Origin of the sequence: Shewanella sp., from assembly GCF_048265805.1 — a bacterium.
In the GTDB taxonomy this organism is placed as follows: Bacteria; Pseudomonadota; Gammaproteobacteria; order Enterobacterales; family Shewanellaceae; genus Shewanella.
This window is the reverse complement of the sequence record NZ_JBLXAT010000003.1, coordinates 173,172-192,523: the sequence shown is the minus strand read 5'-3', so window position 1 is coordinate 192,523 and position 19,352 is coordinate 173,172. Positions and strand designations below refer to the sequence as shown.

At 49.4% G+C, this 19,352-nt stretch carries 17 protein-coding genes; 5 read left to right on the top strand and 12 right to left on the bottom strand.

Going from position 1 to position 19,352, the window contains the following annotated elements; all coding sequences use genetic code 11:
• Positions 1–3: 3 nt before the first annotated feature.
• The 3 genes from ACN0TT_RS03275 (at position 4) to rnd (ending at position 3,964) form a co-directional block, all read left to right on the top strand.
• Entirely contained in the window at positions 4–900 is an 897-nt protein-coding gene (locus tag ACN0TT_RS03275; protein WP_417760713.1) for an alpha/beta fold hydrolase, read from the top strand.
• A gap of 203 nt (positions 901–1,103) precedes the next feature.
• Entirely contained in the window at positions 1,104–2,777 is a 1,674-nt protein-coding gene (gene fadD, locus ACN0TT_RS03270; protein WP_417760712.1) for a long-chain-fatty-acid--CoA ligase FadD, read from the top strand.
• A 68-nt stretch (positions 2,778–2,845) separates the two neighbouring features.
• Positions 2,846–3,964, top strand: a complete 1,119-nt coding sequence (gene rnd / locus ACN0TT_RS03265; protein WP_417760711.1) for a ribonuclease D — start codon at positions 2,846–2,848, stop codon at positions 3,962–3,964.
• Positions 3,965–4,053: 89 nt separating this feature from the next.
• Here rnd and ACN0TT_RS03260 read toward each other — a convergent pair whose 3' ends face one another.
• Entirely contained in the window at positions 4,054–5,646 is a 1,593-nt protein-coding gene (locus ACN0TT_RS03260; protein WP_417760710.1) for a bacteriohemerythrin, read from the bottom strand.
• Between the two features lie 322 nt (positions 5,647–5,968).
• Here ACN0TT_RS03260 and ACN0TT_RS03255 point away from each other — a divergent pair, with 322 nt between their 5' ends.
• Positions 5,969–6,115 (top strand): hypothetical protein, encoded by a 147-nt coding sequence (locus tag ACN0TT_RS03255; RefSeq protein ID WP_417760709.1) that lies wholly within the window; start codon positions 5,969–5,971, stop codon positions 6,113–6,115.
• A 606-nt stretch (positions 6,116–6,721) separates the two neighbouring features.
• Positions 6,722–7,231 carry an excalibur calcium-binding domain-containing protein gene (locus ACN0TT_RS03250; RefSeq protein ID WP_417760708.1) on the top strand — a complete coding sequence of 170 codons (510 nt, stop codon included), beginning with the start codon at positions 6,722–6,724 and terminating at the stop codon, positions 7,229–7,231.
• Positions 7,232–7,295: 64 nt separating this feature from the next.
• Here the strand turns inward: ACN0TT_RS03250 and hypA are convergent, their stop codons facing one another.
• The 11 genes from hypA to hyaA are packed head-to-tail and all read right to left on the bottom strand — an operon-like array spanning position 7,296 to position 19,125.
• Positions 7,296–7,643 carry a hydrogenase/urease nickel incorporation protein HypA gene (gene hypA, locus ACN0TT_RS03245; protein ID WP_417760707.1) on the bottom strand — a complete coding sequence of 116 codons (348 nt, stop codon included), beginning with the start codon at positions 7,641–7,643 and terminating at the stop codon, positions 7,296–7,298.
• Positions 7,643–8,650, bottom strand: coding sequence for a hydrogenase expression/formation protein HypE (gene hypE, locus ACN0TT_RS03240; protein ID WP_417760706.1), 1,008 nt, complete (start codon positions 8,648–8,650; stop codon positions 7,643–7,645). The genes hypA and hypE overlap by 1 nt, the downstream gene beginning before the upstream one ends.
• Positions 8,651–8,653: 3 nt before the next feature.
• Positions 8,654–9,778: a hydrogenase formation protein HypD gene (gene hypD / locus ACN0TT_RS03235; RefSeq protein WP_417760705.1), complete on the bottom strand. Its 1,125-nt coding sequence runs from the start codon at positions 9,776–9,778 to the stop codon at positions 8,654–8,656.
• Entirely contained in the window at positions 9,771–10,016 is a 246-nt protein-coding gene (locus ACN0TT_RS03230) for a HypC/HybG/HupF family hydrogenase formation chaperone (RefSeq protein ID WP_417760704.1), read from the bottom strand. Before ACN0TT_RS03230 ends, hypD begins: the two co-directional genes overlap by 8 nt.
• Positions 10,016–10,786, bottom strand: coding sequence for a hydrogenase nickel incorporation protein HypB (gene hypB / locus ACN0TT_RS03225; protein ID WP_417760703.1), 771 nt, complete (start codon positions 10,784–10,786; stop codon positions 10,016–10,018). The genes ACN0TT_RS03230 and hypB overlap by 1 nt, the downstream gene beginning before the upstream one ends.
• Before the next feature lie 2 nt (positions 10,787–10,788).
• Positions 10,789–13,191, bottom strand: coding sequence for a carbamoyltransferase HypF (gene hypF / locus ACN0TT_RS03220; protein WP_417760702.1), 2,403 nt, complete (start codon positions 13,189–13,191; stop codon positions 10,789–10,791).
• Between the two features lies 1 nt (position 13,192).
• Positions 13,193–14,989, bottom strand: a complete 1,797-nt coding sequence (locus tag ACN0TT_RS03215; protein WP_417760701.1) for a NiFe hydrogenase — start codon at positions 14,987–14,989, stop codon at positions 13,193–13,195.
• Between the two features lies 1 nt (position 14,990).
• Complete coding sequence (locus ACN0TT_RS03210; protein ID WP_417760700.1) at positions 14,991–15,590, bottom strand: HyaD/HybD family hydrogenase maturation endopeptidase; 600 nt, start codon at positions 15,588–15,590, stop codon at positions 14,991–14,993.
• Positions 15,591–15,597: 7 nt separating this feature from the next.
• Positions 15,598–16,269, bottom strand: coding sequence for a Ni/Fe-hydrogenase, b-type cytochrome subunit (cybH, locus tag ACN0TT_RS03205; RefSeq protein WP_417760699.1), 672 nt, complete (start codon positions 16,267–16,269; stop codon positions 15,598–15,600).
• 11 nt (positions 16,270–16,280) lie between these two features.
• A complete protein-coding gene (gene hyaB, locus ACN0TT_RS03200; RefSeq protein WP_417760698.1) occupies positions 16,281–17,984 on the bottom strand; it encodes a nickel-dependent hydrogenase large subunit in 1,704 nt (567 codons plus the stop codon).
• A gap of 4 nt (positions 17,985–17,988) precedes the next feature.
• Entirely contained in the window at positions 17,989–19,125 is a 1,137-nt protein-coding gene (gene hyaA / locus ACN0TT_RS03195) for a nickel-dependent hydrogenase small subunit (RefSeq protein ID WP_417760697.1), read from the bottom strand.
• Between the last annotated feature and the right edge of the window lie 227 nt (positions 19,126–19,352).

The following is a 19,352-nucleotide window of genomic DNA, read 5'->3' as shown; positions in this document are numbered from 1 at the left end:
GTCATGTTAGACACTGACAAATCCGCTCAACTGTGGCAACCTTGCGCCGCCGCTGAACCGCTGTCGTTTGAGATAGGGGAGCAGCACTATGCCGCGTTAGCTTGGGGTGAGCCACATCTGCCGTTGATGGTGATGTTTCATGGTTGGTTAGACAATGCCATGAGCTTTGCACCATTGGCCGAACAGCTACAACAGCATTTTCGTATTATCGCTTTTGAGTGGCCGGGTCATGGCCGCTCTGCTTGGCGGCCGGGGAGTTATCCGTTGCAGTGGGTCGATTATCTGCTGGATATGGATCGCCTGCTGGCGGTGTTGCCGCAGCAACCACAAGTGGTTATCGGTCATTCACTCGGTGGCATTGTCGCAGGCGCTTACGCTGCGCTCAATCGCGATCAATTTGCTCAACTTATTTTGATTGAAGCATTCGCGCCGTTACATGAAGCGCCGGAGTTGGCGCGTGGCCGTTTGCAAAAGAGTTTGCGTCAACATCGGCAGCGCACGACTAAAGCGCATCATTATGTTGAGTTAGCGCAGCTGGTTGAACAACGGCACCAACTGACGGGTTTAGAACACCATTGGTGTGAACTGATCCTCGCGCGCAACTTAGGCGAAGATGAACGGGGTCATTATTGGCGGATTGACCCGCGCTTGCGGTGGATGAGTCCAACGCGCATGACGACCGAACAGGTGGCGTCTTTGATGACGACGGTGCATGTGCCCACCTTATTGTTGTATGGCACTGAAGGCTTTGCTCATGTGCAACAGCAACTGCCGTTGGCGCAGCAATGGTACCAATCGCTCACTTGTCAGCAGTTGAAAGGGCACCATCATTTGCATATGACCCATGCTGTCGCTACAGCGGAAGCGATAATTCGCTATGTTTCAGCGACAAAAGTCTAATGACGGTCGCTAGGAAATTCGCCAAATTTATGTGAAGATGATCAAAATTCAAACGGGCGTATGATTTTTGTCACAGAACAAAACGCAGCGCTCAGTGTGGCCAATTATGGCTGCCGGAAAACTATAAAAGATAATGGCATGTGTCCGTCGACACTCAGCAGCGACACCAGACGGAATTGCTACCGGATAATTAGGAGAGATTTGTGGATCTACGCTGGATAAACCAGTTACCTGCCGAGGTGCCTGCTGAAATCGATGCGGATCGTTTTCCTTCTTTAGTGGCGTTATTTGACAACGCCGTTAAGCACTATGCGGACCAAACTGCTTACGTCAATATGGGCGTAGGGATGTCTTACCGCAAGTTGGAAGAGAAGAGCCGGGCATTTGCCGCTTACCTCCAACATGATTTGGGGCTGAAACGCGGTGATCGCGTCGCCTTGATGATGCCAAACTTGTTGCAATATCCCATTGCCTTGTTTGGTATTTTGCGTGCCGGTTTAGTGGTCGTTAACGTGAACCCACTGTACAAACCGCGCGAATTGAAACACCAGTTAGTAGACTGCGAAGCCAAAGCCATTGTCGTGGTATCTAACTTTGCCAATACCTTGCAGCAAGTGCTTGATGAAACGCCAGTAGAACATGTCATTATCACCGGTATTGGCGATCTATTAGGTGTACCGAAACGCACTTTGGTGAATTTTGTTATTAAGTACATCAAGCGCATGGTGCCTAAATATCACCTGCCTAACGCTATCTCTATGCGTAAAGCGCTGCGTGCTGGTGGGCATCACAAATTTACGGATCTGCCATTAACGGGCGATGATCTGGCCTTTTTGCAATACACCGGTGGTACTACGGGTGTGAGTAAAGGTGCGATGTTGACCCATCGTAACGTCGTCGCCAATATTCTGCAGGCTGATGCCACATTTTCACCACTGTTGGATGATGGCAAAGAAAATGTGGTTACTGCTTTGCCGCTGTACCATATCTTCGCGCTGACGGTAAACTGCTTCCTGTTCCTGCATAAAGGTTCACAAAATCTGTTGATCACCAATCCGCGAGATATTCCCGGTTTTGTTACAGAGCTACGTAAATTCCCATTTACCGCAATCACAGGCGTTAACACCCTGTTTAATGCTTTGGTGGCTAATCAAGAGTTTGCGCAGTTGGATTTTTCCGGCCTGAAACTCACCGTGGGTGGTGGTATGGCGGTACAACGTGCCGTGGCAGAAAAATGGCAAGCGATGACCAAAAGCAAGTTGTTGGAAGGTTATGGTTTGACAGAAGCTTCACCGGTTGTAGCGGCCTGTCCGCATAATCTGAGCGAATATAACGGTTCTATCGGCTTTCCACTGCCATCAACCTTGATCCAGATCCGTGATGCTGAAGGTAACAGCTTACCGCAAGGCGAAATTGGCGAGTTATATGCGAAAGGCCCGCAAGTGATGAAAGGTTATTGGAATCGCCCAGAAGAGACCGCCAAAGTGATAGATGCCGATGGTTGGTTAGCAACGGGCGATATCGGTTATATGGATGAAACCGGTTTCTTCTATATTGTTGACCGTAAGAAAGACATGATTTTGGTGTCTGGCTTCAACGTGTTTCCAAATGAAGTGGAAGACGTGATCGCGCTGCATCCTAAAGTGGTGGAAGTCGCTGCCGTGGGCGTTGCTAACGATGCCAGTGGTGAAATTGTGAAAGCATTTATCGTCGCCAAAGACAAATCTTTATCGAAAGATGAAATTGTCGCCCATTGCCGTCAGTATTTAACGGGCTATAAGGTACCAAAACTGGTAGAATTTCGCGATGAACTGCCAAAGAGTAATGTCGGCAAAATCCTTCGAAGAGAGCTTCGTGAGGAAGTAAAATCCGCCTAGTTACTGAAAGCCGGCAAAGATGTCGGCTTTTTTATGGCCGCTGTCGCAGAGTTAAACAGGAGTATGTTTTGCAAAAGTTTGTGTACGTTGGTACTGCTGATGCATTGCAAGCATTAGTCACGCAGTACCAGCGCAGCCCATTGTTGGTGCTTGATACTGAGTTTGTTCGCACACGCACCTATTACGCGCAGTTAGGGTTGATTCAAGCGTTTGATGGCACCACGTTAGCGCTGATTGATCCAGTAGCGATTAAAGACTTATCGGCGTTTTGGGCGCTACTCACCGATAGCAATATCTTAAAGTTGCTGCACTCTGGCAGTGAAGACTTAGAAGTATTTGCCCACCTTGGTCAATGCCAACCTGCACCGCTGTTAGACTCGCAGTTAGCTGCGGCACTGGCAGGGATGGGCCATGGTTTAGGTTATGCCAAACTGGTACAACAACTGTTGGATGTTGAGCTGGATAAAGGCGAATCACGTACCGATTGGTTGAAACGTCCGTTGAGTGCAGCACAGTTGCAGTACGCGGCGAATGATGTTGATTACCTGTATCAGCTGTATCCCAAACTGTGTGCGGCGTTGGAACAACAAGGCCGTATGGCGTGGGCACTCGAAGAAAGCCAACGTATGACCGAAGGCCGTTTGGATGCACCAGATCTACAACACGCCTACTTAAAAGTGAAAAATGCCTTTCAGCTAACCCCAATGGAATTGGCGGTATTGCGCGCGTTGGCAGCGTGGCGTATGGCGAAGGCGATTAAACGTGATTTAGCGGTTGGCTTTGTAATGAAAGATCACACGCTGTTAGCGCTGACCAAAAAACAGCCGACCTCACTGAATGAGTTACTGCAATCACGCGATCTTTCTGAACATGAGAAACGTATTCACGCCAAAGAGCTTGTGAAAGTGATTGCCAATGCTGATAAGCAAAATCTGCCTGAACCTATTGATGTGCTGGCTTTAAAACCAGGTTATAAATCGGCATTTAAGGTAATCAAAAATACGATTGTGGCGATTGCAGAAGAAAAACAGGTGCCGATCGAACTGTTGGGTTCAAAAAAATTGATCCATGAGTATCTGGAATGGTTATGGGCGCAGAAACAAGGCGCACAGCCGTTGGTGCTACAAGGTTGGCGCGGTTCACTACTTACTGAAGGCTTAGCCGCAATTGAGCCACAACTGCGTTAATGGGTAGGTTAAGCTAACTAGTCGGTTGCCGCCTAATTTAGCGCGGCATGCAAACGTAAGCGCTTAGCGATACAGACCAAGGCATGTCATTACGACATGCCTTTTGCTTTAAAGTGGGCACAATAAGCGCGGTCCTCTTTTTGGATATGCTTAATCAGCCAGTCTTTCAAAAAGCCCATCAACTCATCACCAATATCTTCACCTGCTTCCACGCGTTTTTGGAATGCCAGCACTTGGTCAACTAAGCGGGTATGGTTGGCGCTATGCGCTTGCTCCTGCGGGTATTGCAGCAACTCAAACAAGGTCTCTTCGTACTTGAAATGGTTTGCGGTGTAATCAATCAGCCCTTGCACCACGCGTTTGATGGATGCCGCACCATAATTATGGTGCAACAAGTAATACAACTCGTTGATTAAGTTGACCAAGGTTTGGTGTTGGCGATTGATTTCAACCAGTCCTAAGTCTAAGTCGGCATTCCACTCCATAAGCTTCGGCCGTAGTTTGTCTTCGCGTTCCACCTGCTCACTATCCACATTAAAGCGATGCAGCAGCGAGGTGATCTCTCCGGCCATGTTGCGCACGGTAACACTTGCCATCAAGGTTTCTTGGGTCGCAATCACGTTGTTATCTGACTCTTGTTCAATCTCACTCAGATATCGATTTAGCTGTTCGGTTTCGGCCAGTTGCTCAGCTGACAGGGTAGAGATGTTATTGCTCAGCTGGTCCAGGTCACTGATTTGCTGATTCAAAGTGGTAAAACTGCTTTCTGCCGCTTCGGCTGCGCTAAAAGCGTTGTCGATACGGCGCTTGTTGCTTTCCATGGCGGCAACTACAGCTTCAATCTGTGTTTGCAGGTTGGAGATCTTGTTATCAATATCTTGGGTAGCGGTTTGGGTTTTTACTGCCAGTTTGCGTACTTCGTCGGCGACCACGGCAAAGCCCCGGCCGTGCTCTCCTGCTCGGGCTGATTCAATGGCTGCGTTGAGCGCTAGCAGATTGGTTTGCTCGGCAATGGTGGTAATGGTATCGATAACCTCACCAATGTGAGCACTTTCGCGCCCCAGTTCGGCGAAGTGGGCATCGGAACGTGAATACTGGCTGCTCACCTCTTTGAGCGTGGTTTCAAGCCGTTTCATCGCCTGAATACCTTCGCTCGCTTGAGTGTTGGCCGCCGAGGCTTGCTGATAGCTCTGCTCACAAAAATCGGAGACTCGCGCCGAGATGTCCAGCAGTTGATTAATGGCTTGCTTGGATTGGCTCACGTCTTCTTTCTGTTTAATTGCGCCGCGTTTGGATACTTCAGAATCTTTCTGCACTGTATTGGCCACATTGAGCATGTGGGCGCTGGTTTTGCCAAGAAAATACACCGTGCGTGAAACGTCTTCACCGATGCGGTTAATGGCGCGAAACAAGGTGCCACCAAGTTCACTTGTTTGGGTAATCCGGTTGCGCAGGTCACCTTGGGCCAACTCCAGTGCGGTGTGACGCGCGTTTAAAATAATGCGGCGAAATAAGGTTAACAACCAAGTGATGCCCACGGCGTAGAGCATTAATAGCAATAACAGTAGCCATTGCTGCTGTTGGAAGAGGTAGCCAGCAATAGGCAGTAGCACAACTACAGCGATGGCACTCCCTGCAAGTGGTGATATATTCATCACCCGTGACATTCCTTTATCTAACATTCGAGGCCTCATTTGGTGAGCGGAAAATGGTGCTTAGTAATTATATTAGGCTATCGCTAATGTAACTATTGTCAAAAAGGCGTATAGCATTGATTGATTTGGGGAAATTTTGATCAAAATGTCATGAGTTGCGAGTTGCGAGTTGCGAGTTGCGAGTTGCGATTGAAACCCGGGTTAAAGCCGCTAGCGACTTCGTGTAGCAAATGTTGCGAGGCGATGTTCAACTCAGCCAACAGGCATGCATGGCCACAGAATGTTGACCTGATGCTACCCAGACAGCATCATCATTGGCAGTATGCTACGCATTTTAGCGGATGATTAGATGGGATTTGAACGAATTCAAGGTAGTCGCTACCTAGGGACTGTTTATCTTTGCTGGTTGTTTTTGCAGCAGGCAGCGCGTGATTTAGGCAAGGCAGGTGATGTGCCGTGTAGTTATTCTCCACCAACAGCGCCTAACGCTGAATAAATTGCGCGCTGTCGCTGCCCGAAGGGTTCATTTAAACGCCTCCTGAACTTTGTTGCGCCCAGCTTGCTTAGTTGACTAAGCGTCGCTGGTCTCGCCTCGTTCATAATGCGTTTATTTTGAACAAAAATTAAACACTAAAGATAAACAGCCCCTAGTTGAACAACAGTCGTTATCTGTCATTTATGACAGATTTACAACGCGACTCACTATCACCTACGGTGAAAACGTCGTCTTTTCTAAGTTAATGATGTTTACGCCGATACGACATACTGCTGAGTTTGTCGTTAATTCAACGCGCTACACGCTTAAGGTTAGCTGGTTGCCGATTTGGTGCGCCAAACTTATGCAAGGTGAAGACATTGTCATCTCAGAACTGCTGCCTAAACGTCGGAAGCGCTCACTGATTTTGCTTGGATACTCTGGGTTCATGCTGTTAGCTAAGGCTGCATTTGCAGTGATCAAACCTTGAGAGTGTTTGAATTAAACCGACATTCAGAGCAGTAAAAGCTGAGTACCAGCTCTGTTATATCAAAGTTGACCGACGTTAACTAATGATTCAGAGTATTGCTTTGTTGGTAAGGATTGCGGCCTAACTGTATGAGACTCGTGGGAAAGTTAACATCTTGGAATGATGAAAAAGGGTTTGGCTTTATCACACCTTCCAATAGCCCTCAGCAACTTTTTGTACATATCAGTGCGTTTCCGCGTTATGAACAACGCCCGAGTATCAACGAATTTTTATCATATGAGGCGCAAGTCGGTAAAAACGGAAAGCCTCAGGCGGTGCGTGTTCAGCGCTTGGCAAATTCATCTTCGCGTAAGCGAACCACACAAGGTAAATCGGTCAATGTGACCAGCATTCTGCTAGTTGCAGTTGTGGTCGTGACCGTTGGCTTTGCCGCTCGCTCGTATTTTAGCCGCTATTCACATCGATTAGATTTAGAGCAAGGTAAGATTGATCAAGCGTTGATCCCCGCTGGCTGTGATGGCCGAACCATGTGTTCGCAAATGACATCTTGCAGCGAAGCCAAATGGTTTATCAATAACTGTCCGTTGACCAAAATGGATGGTGATCACGACGGTGTACCCTGTGAGTCACAATGGTGTAGTAACTAAGTGTTTGGCTAAGACATTGTGCTACAGTTTGCCTGCTCCAAAGCGGAGCAGGCGATAGCAAAACTTAGTCGTACATCAGTTCCAATTGCATCAGCAGCATCTCTTCACCGCCACTGATTTTGATATCTCGGCTGTTGCAGGCCGGGCAGAGATAGGCGATGTCATCGGGAATGGAGTGGGCACCGCAGGCATGACAGTCCAGCTCCAATGGGGCAATTTCCATCTCTAACTCAGCTCCACGACAAATGCCATCTTCGCGGAAGGTGTCAAACGCCGTTTTCACCAGTTGCGGTTCAACGCCGCTGAGCACACCGATTTTAACGGCGACTCGGGCAATGCCAGTGGCTTTGTTCTCGGCGGCGAGTTCTTCGCATTGGTTGATTAAGGCGCTGACGATAGAAAACTCATGCATTAGCAGATCCTCGGCAGTAGCTCGCCTTGTGGCAGATCGAGATAACGTTTGCTGCCCCAAGGGGATTGCATGATCACCTTGCCTTGATGCTCTTCAGTCACGGTACCGATAATGGCGGCATCGTGGCAGCCGCAGAAGCGATGCATGATTTCAACCGCGGCTTCAGCGGCGGCTTGCGGCAGGGCAATGACAAAGGTCCCTTCGTTCGCCAAGTCCCACGGTTCAAAGCCATAAAGCTCGCATACTCCGCGCACTTCATCACATACTGCAATGTGCTTTTCTTCAATATCAATACCGACATTGGCGGCCTTGGTCCATTCGTTCAGCACTGCGGCAATGCCACCACGGGTTGCGTCACGCATGGCGTGCAGTTCGAGATTGGCAGCAATTAAACGTTCGACTACTGACCACAAGGTGGCGCAGTCTGAGGTGAGTTCGCTTTCAAGCTCTAGGCCTTCGCGGGCGGTCAGAATCGCTGCACCATGGCGACCGATATCGCGTGAAAGAATAATGGCATCGCCGGGGCGAATGGCACTGACGGAGATCCCTGGTTTGATGATACGACCAACGCCGGAGGTATTGATAAATAAGCCATCAGCGCAGCCTTTAGGCACCACTTTGGTGTCACCGCAGACAATGTGTGCACCAGATTTTTTCAGCTCTTCGGCCATGCTATTAACGATGGTTTTGAGTTTATCCAGTGCAAAACCTTCTTCGATGATAAAGCCGCAGCTTAAATATTGGGGTTCGGCGCCCATCATCGCCAGATCGTTTACTGTGCCAGCAATCGCCAATTTACCGATGTTGCCGCCTTGGAAAAATAGCGGGGCAACGGTGAAAGAATCGGTAGTAAAGGCGGTCGCGCCATTTAAATTCAGCGCGGCGGCATCTTCTTCACGGCGCAAAATCGGGTTGTCGAAGGCATCAAAAAATAGTTTGCCAATGAGCTCTGCCATTTCGCGGCCACCGCCGCCATGACTCAATTGAATTTGGGTAGGTTTCGCCATGATTTACTCCACTCCGGCATAGCGATAATAGGCGTTACAGGCGCCCTCTGAGCTGACCATGCAGCTGCCTAATGGTGTTTGCGGGGTGCAACCGCGTCCAAACACGTTGCAATCTTTCGGGTTCGCTTTGCCACGCAGGATGTCGCCACACTGGCAAGCTTTATGATCGTCGATCTCTTTAACGGGCAAGCGATCAGCAAAATGCTTTTCAGCGTCGCGGTGGGCATATTCAGCACGCAGTTGCAGTGATGAGTGGGCAATCGGCCCCAAACCTCGCCAACGGAAGCTGTCACGCACTTCAAAAAACTTATCGACTTTTTGTTGCGCCACCACGTTGCCTTGCTCGGTCACAGCGCGTTGATACTGGTTTTCTAACTCGGCGCGGCCAGCCACTTTCTGCTTAACAATGGCGAGGATTGACTGCATAACATCGACGGGCTCAAAGCCGGCAATCACCACGGGGGTTTGATACTTATCAACGGTAGGTTGGTAGATTCTGCTACCGGTGATCACACTGACGTGTGACGGGCCAATAAAGGCGTTCACTTTGGTGTCGGGATCGGCCATCACTGCATCAATCGCCGGTGGCACCAATACGTGGTTGATATGAAACAGTAGGTTATTCAAGCCCAGTCTTTCGGCTTGTTCCAGCAGCACTGCTGTCATTGGTGTTGAAGTTTCAAAGCCAATGGCAAAAAACACGACGGTTTTAGTTGGGTTTTCTTGGGCTATCTTGATGGCGTCTAGCGGTTGATAGACCGGGCGGATATCACAACCTTTGGCGCGAAATTGCGCCAAGGAGCCTTGCGAACCCGGCACGCGGATCATGTCACCCAAAGTTACTAAGATGACATCGTCAATCGCCGCTAGCGCGGTGGCTTGGTCGATGCGCTCTTTCGGCATAATGCACACAGGGCAGCCGGGGCCATGGATGAAGTGAATATTGTCCGGCAGCAGTTGTGGCAAACCAAACTTCATAATGGTGTGCGTGTGACCACCGCAGACTTCCATCATATAGACGGGTTCTGGCAGTTCGTTAGCGAGTGCCTGGATTTGGCGTGACAACTCACTGATGGTTCGCGGATCGCGAAAACCATCGTACAGCTGTTTAAGTTGCAGCTCAGGCATCTTCCTCAGCCTCCAGCTTTTGCACAATCTCTTTGTACAGTTCGAGACTTTCAAGCGCTGAAGCGGCATCGATCTTATTCATCACAAAGCCGATATGGATCAGTACATATTCGCCAATGGCTAACGGTTCATCCAGCAGGTGACAACTTACCGTACGTTTAACACCTAAGGTATCCACGGTAACGCTGCCATCCTCGGGATGTAGCTCAACAACCTGCGATGGAATAGACAAACACATTAGGCTGGCTCCTCAGTTTTGCTGCCAAACGTGGCAAGCTCGGTGGCAAACCATTGCGCCACGTCTTTCATGCTGTCAGGCTCTTTGACGGATACGTTGATCACGCGTGCATTAGGGTTAAGTTTCAACACCGCAGCCTTAGCCACTTCAGGATCAAAATCGAAATAGGGCAGCAGATCGCATTTGGTGATGAATACCACGTCAGCTTTGCGGAACATCACCGGATATTTTTCAATTTTGTCTTCGCCTTCAGGCACCGATACCAACACCACATTTTTGTGGGTGCCGACGTCATAGCTGGCAGGACACACTAAGTTACCGACGTTTTCGACAAAGCAGATGTCCATGTTATCTAGCGGTTGTTGATGCAGTGCGCCGTGTACCATAAAGGCATCTAAATGGCAGGCGCTACCCGTTTGAATTTGTACTGCATTAATGCCTTTGGCCTTCAAACGGTCGGCATCGCGCGAAGTTTCCAAGTCACCTTCAATCACGCAGTAACGCTTGTCGGTGTAGTTGGTTAAGTGCTCCAGCAGGGTAGTTTTACCGCTACCTGGACTACTCATCAGGTTAAACGCCATGACGCCGTGTTCTTCAAAATGCTCACGGTTGTGGGCCGCTTCGATATCGTTCTTATCGAGGATTTTATGAATAACGGATAAGGTTTTCTTGTCGTTTAACTGAGGGTTAGTCATCAGATGATCATGGTTATGATCGTGGTGATGGGCATGACCTTCACCTGTCAGTGAACATCCGCAATCTTTACACATATCTACTCCGATATTTCCTGTGAAACCGCTTGCTGCGGTTTAGCTGAATCCTTTGCGATCTGCTTGAGTTGGTGCAAACCGTACCAAAGTTGTCCGAGGGCAATACCGCCATCATTAACGGGCACCAGCCCTTGCGGTAACCAAGAGATGCCTCGAACACTAAATTGCTGCTGACAAAACTCAGTCAAACAGCGGTTTTGAAATACACCGCCGGTAAGTACCACGGGCAGCGGTTGCGCTAGCCGTTGTTGTGCGGCGCTGGCGGCGTCACAAATCGCGTTACCTAACGCATGAATAAAGCCCAATGCTAGCGCTTCAATTGATGCTCCACTGCGCAAAGCGTGGACAACATCAACAAATAACTGCTGGCTTTGCCAACTGCCGAGCGGCAATTCCGCGTCGCTATTGCTCTGTAATTGCAGAGGATACGGCATAACATCACTTGCTAATGCGCGCCTTGCCGCACTTTCAACTAAAATGCCGGCTTGGCCTTCAAACTGTGTGTGTTCCATTAGACCAAGCAGCACCGCGAGTGCATCAAATAGTCGGCCGACTGAATGGGTCATTGGCATTTTGCCACTGCGCATGACTCGCTTGAGGTTATTGAGCATGCTCTCGCGTTGTTGGGCAAAGCAGGGTAGTTGCCGTAATGTGGTGTTATCGAGCTGCTCAGTCAGTAGCGCGAACAGCAAGCGCCACGGTTGTTCAATCGCTAGCTCATTGCCGATGAGTGTCAAGGGCTGCAGGCTGGCTAGGCGTTGATATTGGTGGTTGTCGGCCAGTAGCAGCTCGCCGCCCCAAAGTTCACCGTTATCGCCAAGGCCGGTGCCATCAAAACTGAAGCCCAGCACTTGGCCGTGATAATCATTGGCGGCCAATGTGGCTAACACGTGGGCATAGTGATGTTGCACGCTGATAGTTGGCGCGTTTTGCTCATCCGCCCAGCGGCTAGAGGCATATTGCGGATGCAGATCGCGCACGATATGACTGGGGCTAAAGCGATACATGCGTTGAAAACTGGCTAAGGTGCGCTGAAAATAGCCCTCGGCGCCGATACTGAACAGATCACCAATGTGTGGGCTGAGGCAGAGGTTATTACCGATGTTCAGCGCCAAGGTGTTCTTTTGCTGCGGCCCCACGGCGAGTACAGCCAGATCGGCAGCGTCGATAGTTTTACTGGGTAGTATCAGCGGCGCATAACCGCGGGCTAAGCGCAGTACTTGCACGTCATTACCTACCAGTTGTACTACCGAATCATCACAACCATTAACAATCGGGCGGTTGTGGTCGAGCACGGCATCAACCACGGCAAACGGCGCTTGTGCCAGCTGCTGAAGAATGTCGCTGCTATCGGTGATAATTGGCTCGCCAGCAAGGTTGGCGCTAGTGGCAACCAGCGGAAAATCGAGCGCATCTAACAATAGCGTATGCAGCGGGGTGTAAGGTAAAAATAAGCCGACGCGGTCAATTGTTGGTGCGACTAACTCACTTAATGCAGCGTCGGTGGCAGCGGTATTTTTAGCGAGTAGTACGATCGGGCGTTCTTGGCTAGTCAGTAGTTGCCATTCAGCGTCACAACCAGTGGCGTAAGCTTGCGCCATCTCTAGGCTAGCAACCATCACCGCCAGCGGCTTGGCTGGGCGCTGCTTACGTTGCCTTAATTTGGCCACTGCGTCATTAGAGGTAGCGTCGCAGACTAAGTGAAAACCACCTAAACCTTTAATTGCCAATATCTCACCGCGCTTGAGGGCGGCTACGGCCAGCTCAAAGGCGGCGTGTCGTTGGCCTACTGTCTCGCCGTTGCTATTGAGTAAACGTAGCTGTGGCCCACATTTTGGGCAGCTCACTGGCTGGGCGTGGTAGCGGCGGTCAAGCGGGTTTTCATAGGCGACGCGACACGTTGGACACATGTCAAATGTCGCCATGGAGGTGTTCTGCCTATCGTATGGCAAGTGATTAATAATGCTGTAGCGTGGGCCGCAATGGGTACAATTTACAAAAGGATAGCGATAGTGGCGGTTATTCACATCGTGCATTTCAGCCAAGCAGGCGGGGCAGGTGCTTTTATCACTACTGACCACCGTTAGCGCATTATCGGTGCTATCACTTTTTTTGATGGAAAAGTCGGTTAACTCGCCGTTTGGTGCAATGGTTTGCTGCTGAATATCATCAAGCCGTGCTAATGGCGGCCTGTCAACATAAAGTAAGCTATCAAATTGATTGATCGCACTAGCGGTGCCTTGCACGACAACCGTGACACCTTCACCATTGTTGAGCACATGCCCGGTCAATTGACAGCGTAACGCGAGTTGGTAAATCCACGGACGAAAGCCCACACCTTGCACTATGCCGTGCATGCGATAACGGCGTGCAATGTACGATATAGCGTCAGGTGTGGTACTCATGCTATTTGCCTCGACGTTGACGTAAGTACAACGCGCCACTGGCCAAAAGTGCACCATCGAGATCTTGTTGTTGGCTGCTTGCCATCGGGAAGTTTTTCCCTAAGCGCAGCCCCAAGCGTTTTACTAGCACTGGGTTAGTGAACTCATCACCAGCGAGATAGACGCATTTTATACCGACATTCAGATCTAACCGCTCAATCCAGTTGGCGATAAAGTCTGCCAAGGAATCGTTCATCGCAAACGCCAGTTTGGCTTCATCTTCGTCACCCGCGAGGCGGAAGCTGACTAAGCTGCCGATAGCTTTGGTCCAGACAAAACTGCTATCACTGCTGTCGTCTACTTTGGTCAGCGGGAAATCAATCCTTGGTGAATTTGCACTGCGATTGCTCATCGCTGCGGCAATAAACGCTTGGGCCAATGCTTTGGCGTTATCCGCTTGAATGCCAACGATGACTGCAGCGACGCTCCACAATGCTTCTAACGAGGCAACACGGGTGACACTGGAGAGATCTAACGCCAGTAACCGCTGTTCGATCTCTGGGTGTTTGGCGACAAACTTTTGCCATACCGCGCCGTGCTCACTTTGCTGCATCGCGGCCGCAATAGCGCTGCCTGCGCTCGGCAATTTAGGCAGAGTGATAAAAGGGGCAAAGGTGCCGTTGCTATCGCAGGTGACAATCTTGCTATCAAATTGACGGCTAAAGTACAGCAGCGCGTAATTACTGTGTTGTGCAAACTCGGCGGCTAGACCCAAAGCGGCGCATTCGGCGGCTTGAGCGGCGTTGGTGCTGTCCCAGACTTGGGCATCGCTAATAGTGCTTTCAATCACAGGCTGTTTGTGTGAACCGCTACTGTGCGCCACATAGGCACCAAAGCGAACATCGTCGTGTAACGGCTCTTTCAATGGGGCGCCGGTGCTAGCGCTGCTGAGGTGGCTACTATTGGCATGTGCGGGAATATCAGCTCTCAGAATGTTGGCAAACACAGGCTGCTGAGCACCGCTAATATAGATCCAGTCAACGCCTTTAACGCGTAGCAGCTCACACAACACTTGTTGTAAACGCGTGGCGGCAAAACCGACCGGCAATAACGCTGATGTTAGTTTGAGTTCGGCTTGCGGCTTAAGTAGCAACAACGGCTTCTCAATTGATGATAGCGACAACACTTGACGGTTTTCTAACACAAACTGTTGGCTCAGTGTGTTGGGATTACAGATCAACACAGCGCAATCAGCGCTGGTCATTGGCTGACGGCTTAGCTGAATGTTGCCGTGCACGTCGGGTAGGGTAATCGTGCTACCGTCTAGCAATTGCTTGGCGAGTTGGACTAAGTCAGCGGGCTGCAGCGCGGCCAATTCTGGTTTGCGAGTGATCGCGACTTCGCCGTGGCAATGGGCACAAGGCAAACTCAGCTGGGCAAAGTGGGGATGTTGGTTGTCACCAAATTGCGGTTGGCAATGCTGACAAAACGCTAATGTGGCGTTGGTATCTGCCAGCGGTTTATCGCTACCGAGACGCTGCTCAATCGGAATAATCCTTGATTCAAGCAGGTAAGTGCTGATTAAAAAGTCTTGTGCCAGCGCATTTGCTAAGGCTTCTAACGCTGCTTGCTCGCCTTCGGCTTCAATAAAATAGCGCCATGTGATTGGCAGTTGCTGCAGCGCAGCGTCACCTTGTACCTGCACCGCTTTCAAACCGACGGTTAGCGTTAGCGGTTGGTAATTAAGATATTGATTACATAAGTAACCGTACCAAGGCACTTGACGAGAGCAGTCAAACTCAAATCTAAGCAGTTTCATATTATTCAGTATCCTGAGTTTCCGTTGCGTGTGGCAGGTGGCCACTTTCCCGATCGCCCATCGATAGACGCGGAATGTAGGAAAGAGGGATGAGTTCGGCAATATCGGTGTTACCGACTTTTTGACATTGCCAACCTTGCTGAGTGAGATAATTAATTAAGGTACGTTCCATCACAGGTACGGCGGCTGCGATACGATCGGTCAGCCCTAGGGTCATCGGCTCGATAACTGTCGGGGTTACCCCCAATACCATAGTGTGTGGACGGTCGCCGACCATCTCCATCATGGTTAGCGTTTGCAGCATTTCCACTTCGTGGGCGCTGCCTTGCCAATCAATTTCGGGTGGGGCGTTATCAAAATCAAAGAAATAAACTTCGCCCGGGGCACAGCCAGCCGCATTGACAGTATCAACCACAATAAGTGATGGATATTGCGCAAGAATTGGCGTAAGACCTTGGGCAAGCGTACCACCGTCGAGCATCACTAATTGATGCTCTGGGTGGCTGAACTGGTAGTTCTCGTGAATATAATTGACAAAATGTACGCCGATACCTTCATCGGCGTACAAGACATTGCCAATTCCCAATAGCAATGTATTCATTGGGCTCCTAGTGTTTCTCTGGGTGGTAGTCGTAGCCAGAAACAATCGAATCAACAGAGTTGTGTTTGAAACGAATGCCCATCCAGACTGCCATGTAAACGTGGATAACTAAGAAGATAATGAATACCCAGGTGATGTAGTGGTGCCAGATGCGCACCTGAGCTAAACCACCGAGTAATTCAGTGCACCAGCTTGCTACACCCCACAATGCACCACCCAAACCTTCATGGTAGATGTTGGCGTACAGGATCAGACCTGAGATACAGATCAAGAACGCCATTACCGAAATCATCAGGTAGGTCATGTATTGCAGTGGGCCATATACCCCTTTGTGATCTAAGTGACCCATCCAGAAGTAAGACTTAATCTGGATGATCCAGCTGCGATAATTCAGTACGTCTTGTAAAGAACGACGTTCAATGTCGTTCTTACTAAAGAAGTACAAATACGCGCGAGCGAGTGTCACCGCACACAAAATAAAGCCAAAGATGAGGTGAGAAAAACGGATCCAACCTTGTACGAGTACGTCGGTTGAAGCAGAACCCACCACAAATGGCCATGCGATATAAAAGCCAGTTGCTACCAGTGCAACAATTGACAAAGCACGTAGCCAGTGAAAAATGCGGACCGCAGCCCCAAATATTTTCACCTGCTCATAGGAAACTCCAGCTTTTGACATGGTACACCTCCTTAACAGGCGCTTGGGTCAATGCGGAATTCACCCAAAGATTGTCCTTTGTAATCCATCACATGTACTGCACAAGCCATACATGGGTCGAAAGAGTGAATAATACGCACTACTTCCAACGGCTTAGTTGGATCTTCCAGTTGTAGACCCATCAATGATGCTTCGTATGGGCCAATTTTGCCGTTAGCATCTTTAGGACCAGCGTTCCAAGTGGTAGGTACCACCGCTTGGTAGTTTTCCACTAAACCGTCTTTGATGCGGATCCAGTGGCTCAGCATGCCGCGTGGTGCTTCAATCATCGCGTGACCAACATATTCTTTGCTGGAATCGATGTTGGGTTCAACGTAAGTGGTTTCGTCAGCCAACAGGTTGTGTACCAAGGCATCAAAGGTTTTTACTGCTTCTTCGGCAATGACGCTGGCTTGCAACATACGGGCAGCAGTACGGCCTAAGGTAGTGAACAGTGCCTCAACAGGTAACCCCGTGGCTTTCAGTAAACCATTGACAGAATCAACTACGACTTTGTTACCTTTGGCATAGTTGACCAACATACATGCCAGTGGACCGACTTCTACAGGTTCACCGTTGTAACGAGGTGATTTCACCCAGCTGTATTTCTTGTCACCGTCCAGTGTTGGCAGTTTGCCGTAAACGGTGTCGCGTTCTACCAAGCCTGTGTAGTTAGGCACGGTCGTACCGTCATACGGGTGTTGAGGTTTGTCAGCGGTATACCAAGCGTGGGTCACATCTTCAGCAATCATATCTGGGTTGATGTCTGTCACATTGCCCAAATCGCCATTGAGGATCACGCCTTGTTCGAACAGGTATTCTTGGTCGCCAAGCGCAATTTCGTTAGTCGCCATGAAGTTTTTGATGTTCACGCCACCCAGCACTGAAGGTTCAGTACCAAAGGCTGCCGCAGCCATCACGATATCTGCACGGTAAGCGCGTTCGATAAAGTCCTGAACGATTGCGTGTTTTTGTTTCCATTCCTGCAGACGAGCAGGGCTCAGCATGTCACGGACAGAAGTTACACCACCAACAACTAAAGATTGTGGGTGAGGTTGTTTACCACCGAAGATAGCCATCATTTCTGCGGCAATACGCTGAACTTCTAACGCTTTCAGGTAGTGAGATAGGGCGATCAGATTTTGTTCTGGTGAGAACTTGTAAGTTTTGTTGCCCCAGTAAGCGTTAGCAAATGGGCCTAACTTACCTGTTTCCACAAAGCCTTTCACACGTTCTTGCACGGCACGCAGTTCACCATCGCTAGTGGCGATTGGGTTATGGACGTATTCGTGAGCGATTTGTGATGCCTTTACTGGATCAGCACTCAGTGCTGAAACCACGTCTACCCAGTCTAAACCGTGTAGGTGATAGAAATGCACAATGTGGTCATGCAGCATCAAAGAGGTATGCATCAGTGAACGCAGATAACGAGCGTTCAATGGAATTTTCAAACCCAGTGCGTTTTCAACGGCTTCAGTACCTGCGCGATAGTGTGAATAGGTACACACACCACAGATACGTTGCACCAATAGACCAACGTCCATTGGAGTACGGCCTTTCAAAATAACTTCCAGACCACGCCACAGCGTTGAAGAAGACCACGCATTTTGCACAACATTGTTTTCATCAACTTCTACTTCAATACGCAAGTGGCCTTCGATACGAGTAATTGGGTCAATAACGACGCGTTGATTCATTTAATTAGTCCTCCTTGGAACCGGCAAATACACTAGCAACAGCATGCGCGCCGATACCAACAACGGTCGCTGCGAGAATAACACCACCAATGGTGTCAGCAGTTGCATCAAGACCATGTAGCAGTTGACGGCCAAGAGGTTTTTCGAAGTCTGCCATGTCATCCCAGAAGTTAGGTTCTGAACACCCCATACAACCGTGACCGGCCAATACTGGCCAGCTAACATGGTGGTTAAAACGTTCGGTAGGGCAGTTGTTGTAAGTGTAAGGACCTTTACAACCTACTTTGTACAAGCAGTAGCCTTCTTTAGCGCCTTCATCACCGAATTTTTCAACAAATTCACCGGCGTCAAAGCGACCACGACGTTCGCAGTTATCGTGTACGCGAGCACCGTAAGCCCATTTGGGACGGTTAAACATATCCAATGCTGGCAAGCGGCCAAACATGACGAAGTACATCAATGTACCCACGATATTTTTCTCACTTGGTGGGCAGCCACCCAAGTTAACCACGGCTTTGTCGATGACTTCATAAACACCTTTCGCCCCAGTTGGGTTAGGTGCAGCAGCCTGTACGCCACCGAAAGAAGCACAAGTACCAACAGAAATGATCGCAGCAGCGCCTTCGGCAGCTTCTTTGATAATTTGCATGCCAGTATGGCCTTTACAGCCTACGGTAAGAAATGTGCCATTGTTGGCAGTTGGTACAGCGCCTTCAACGGCTAGCAAGTAGTTACCTTTGTATGCTTCCATTGCGTGTTCGAGGTTTTCTTCTGCTTGCCACCCCGCTGCAGCCATCAACGTTTCGTGGTATTCAAGTGAGATATGGTCGAAGATCAGCGAGTCTAGGTTAGGCGTATCAGTACGTACTAGTGATTCAGAACAACCAGTACATTCTGCTAAGTGCAACCAGATTAATGGTACGCGATCGGCTAACTCTGCCGCTTCTGCTACCAAATTGGTAAAAGGCAGTGGCAGTGCTAGTAATGCAGTAACTGAAGCGCTCCATTTCATGAAATCACGACGAGTGATCCCAAGTTTGAGCATACGCTCTTGTAAAGACGTTTCTTGACGAGGAGGAAGTTGGCGTAATGCCTCTAACCGCTTCCGACCTTGTTCAAAAAGGGCTGAATGTGTGTCCATGTTATGACCTTTTATGTTTTTTGAACGGGCTTTTTTGCGTTATAGCTCACACGGCTAACGGCAGCGATCTTAGGGGGCAACCATTGAGGGATGTTTGAGTTACGTCAACATTTCCGAGAAATTGGGACTCTTGAAAAATTTAGATTATTAGAATATGAGCAAGATCAATCCTAAATGGACGAATTGGGACATTTTGACCACATGGGTTTTGAAAGATTTAATCACTA

Excerpts from the sequence above, each read along its gene's own strand:
- ACN0TT_RS03275 (WP_417760713.1), top strand. The coding sequence starts at position 4 with ATGTTAGACACTGACAAATCCGCTCAACTGTGGCAACCTTGCGCCGCC.
- ACN0TT_RS03260 (WP_417760710.1), bottom strand. The coding sequence starts at position 5,646 with ATGTTAGATAAAGGAATGTCACGGGTGATGAATATATCACCACTTGCA.
- ACN0TT_RS03255 (WP_417760709.1), top strand. The coding sequence starts at position 5,969 with ATGGGATTTGAACGAATTCAAGGTAGTCGCTACCTAGGGACTGTTTAT.
- hypA (WP_417760707.1), bottom strand. The coding sequence starts at position 7,643 with ATGCATGAGTTTTCTATCGTCAGCGCCTTAATCAACCAATGCGAAGAA.
- hypE (WP_417760706.1), bottom strand. The coding sequence starts at position 8,650 with ATGGCGAAACCTACCCAAATTCAATTGAGTCATGGCGGCGGTGGCCGC.
- hypD (WP_417760705.1), bottom strand. The coding sequence starts at position 9,778 with ATGCCTGAGCTGCAACTTAAACAGCTGTACGATGGTTTTCGCGATCCG.
- ACN0TT_RS03230 (WP_417760704.1), bottom strand. The coding sequence starts at position 10,016 with ATGTGTTTGTCTATTCCATCGCAGGTTGTTGAGCTACATCCCGAGGAT.
- hypB (WP_417760703.1), bottom strand. The coding sequence starts at position 10,786 with ATGTGTAAAGATTGCGGATGTTCACTGACAGGTGAAGGTCATGCCCAT.
- hypF (WP_417760702.1), bottom strand. The coding sequence starts at position 13,191 with ATGAGTACCACACCTGACGCTATATCGTACATTGCACGCCGTTATCGC.
- ACN0TT_RS03215 (WP_417760701.1), bottom strand. The coding sequence starts at position 14,989 with ATGAAACTGCTTAGATTTGAGTTTGACTGCTCTCGTCAAGTGCCTTGG.
- ACN0TT_RS03210 (WP_417760700.1), bottom strand. The coding sequence starts at position 15,590 with ATGAATACATTGCTATTGGGAATTGGCAATGTCTTGTACGCCGATGAA.
- cybH (WP_417760699.1), bottom strand. The coding sequence starts at position 16,269 with ATGTCAAAAGCTGGAGTTTCCTATGAGCAGGTGAAAATATTTGGGGCT.
- hyaB (WP_417760698.1), bottom strand. The coding sequence starts at position 17,984 with ATGAATCAACGCGTCGTTATTGACCCAATTACTCGTATCGAAGGCCAC.
- hyaA (WP_417760697.1), bottom strand. The coding sequence starts at position 19,125 with ATGGACACACATTCAGCCCTTTTTGAACAAGGTCGGAAGCGGTTAGAG.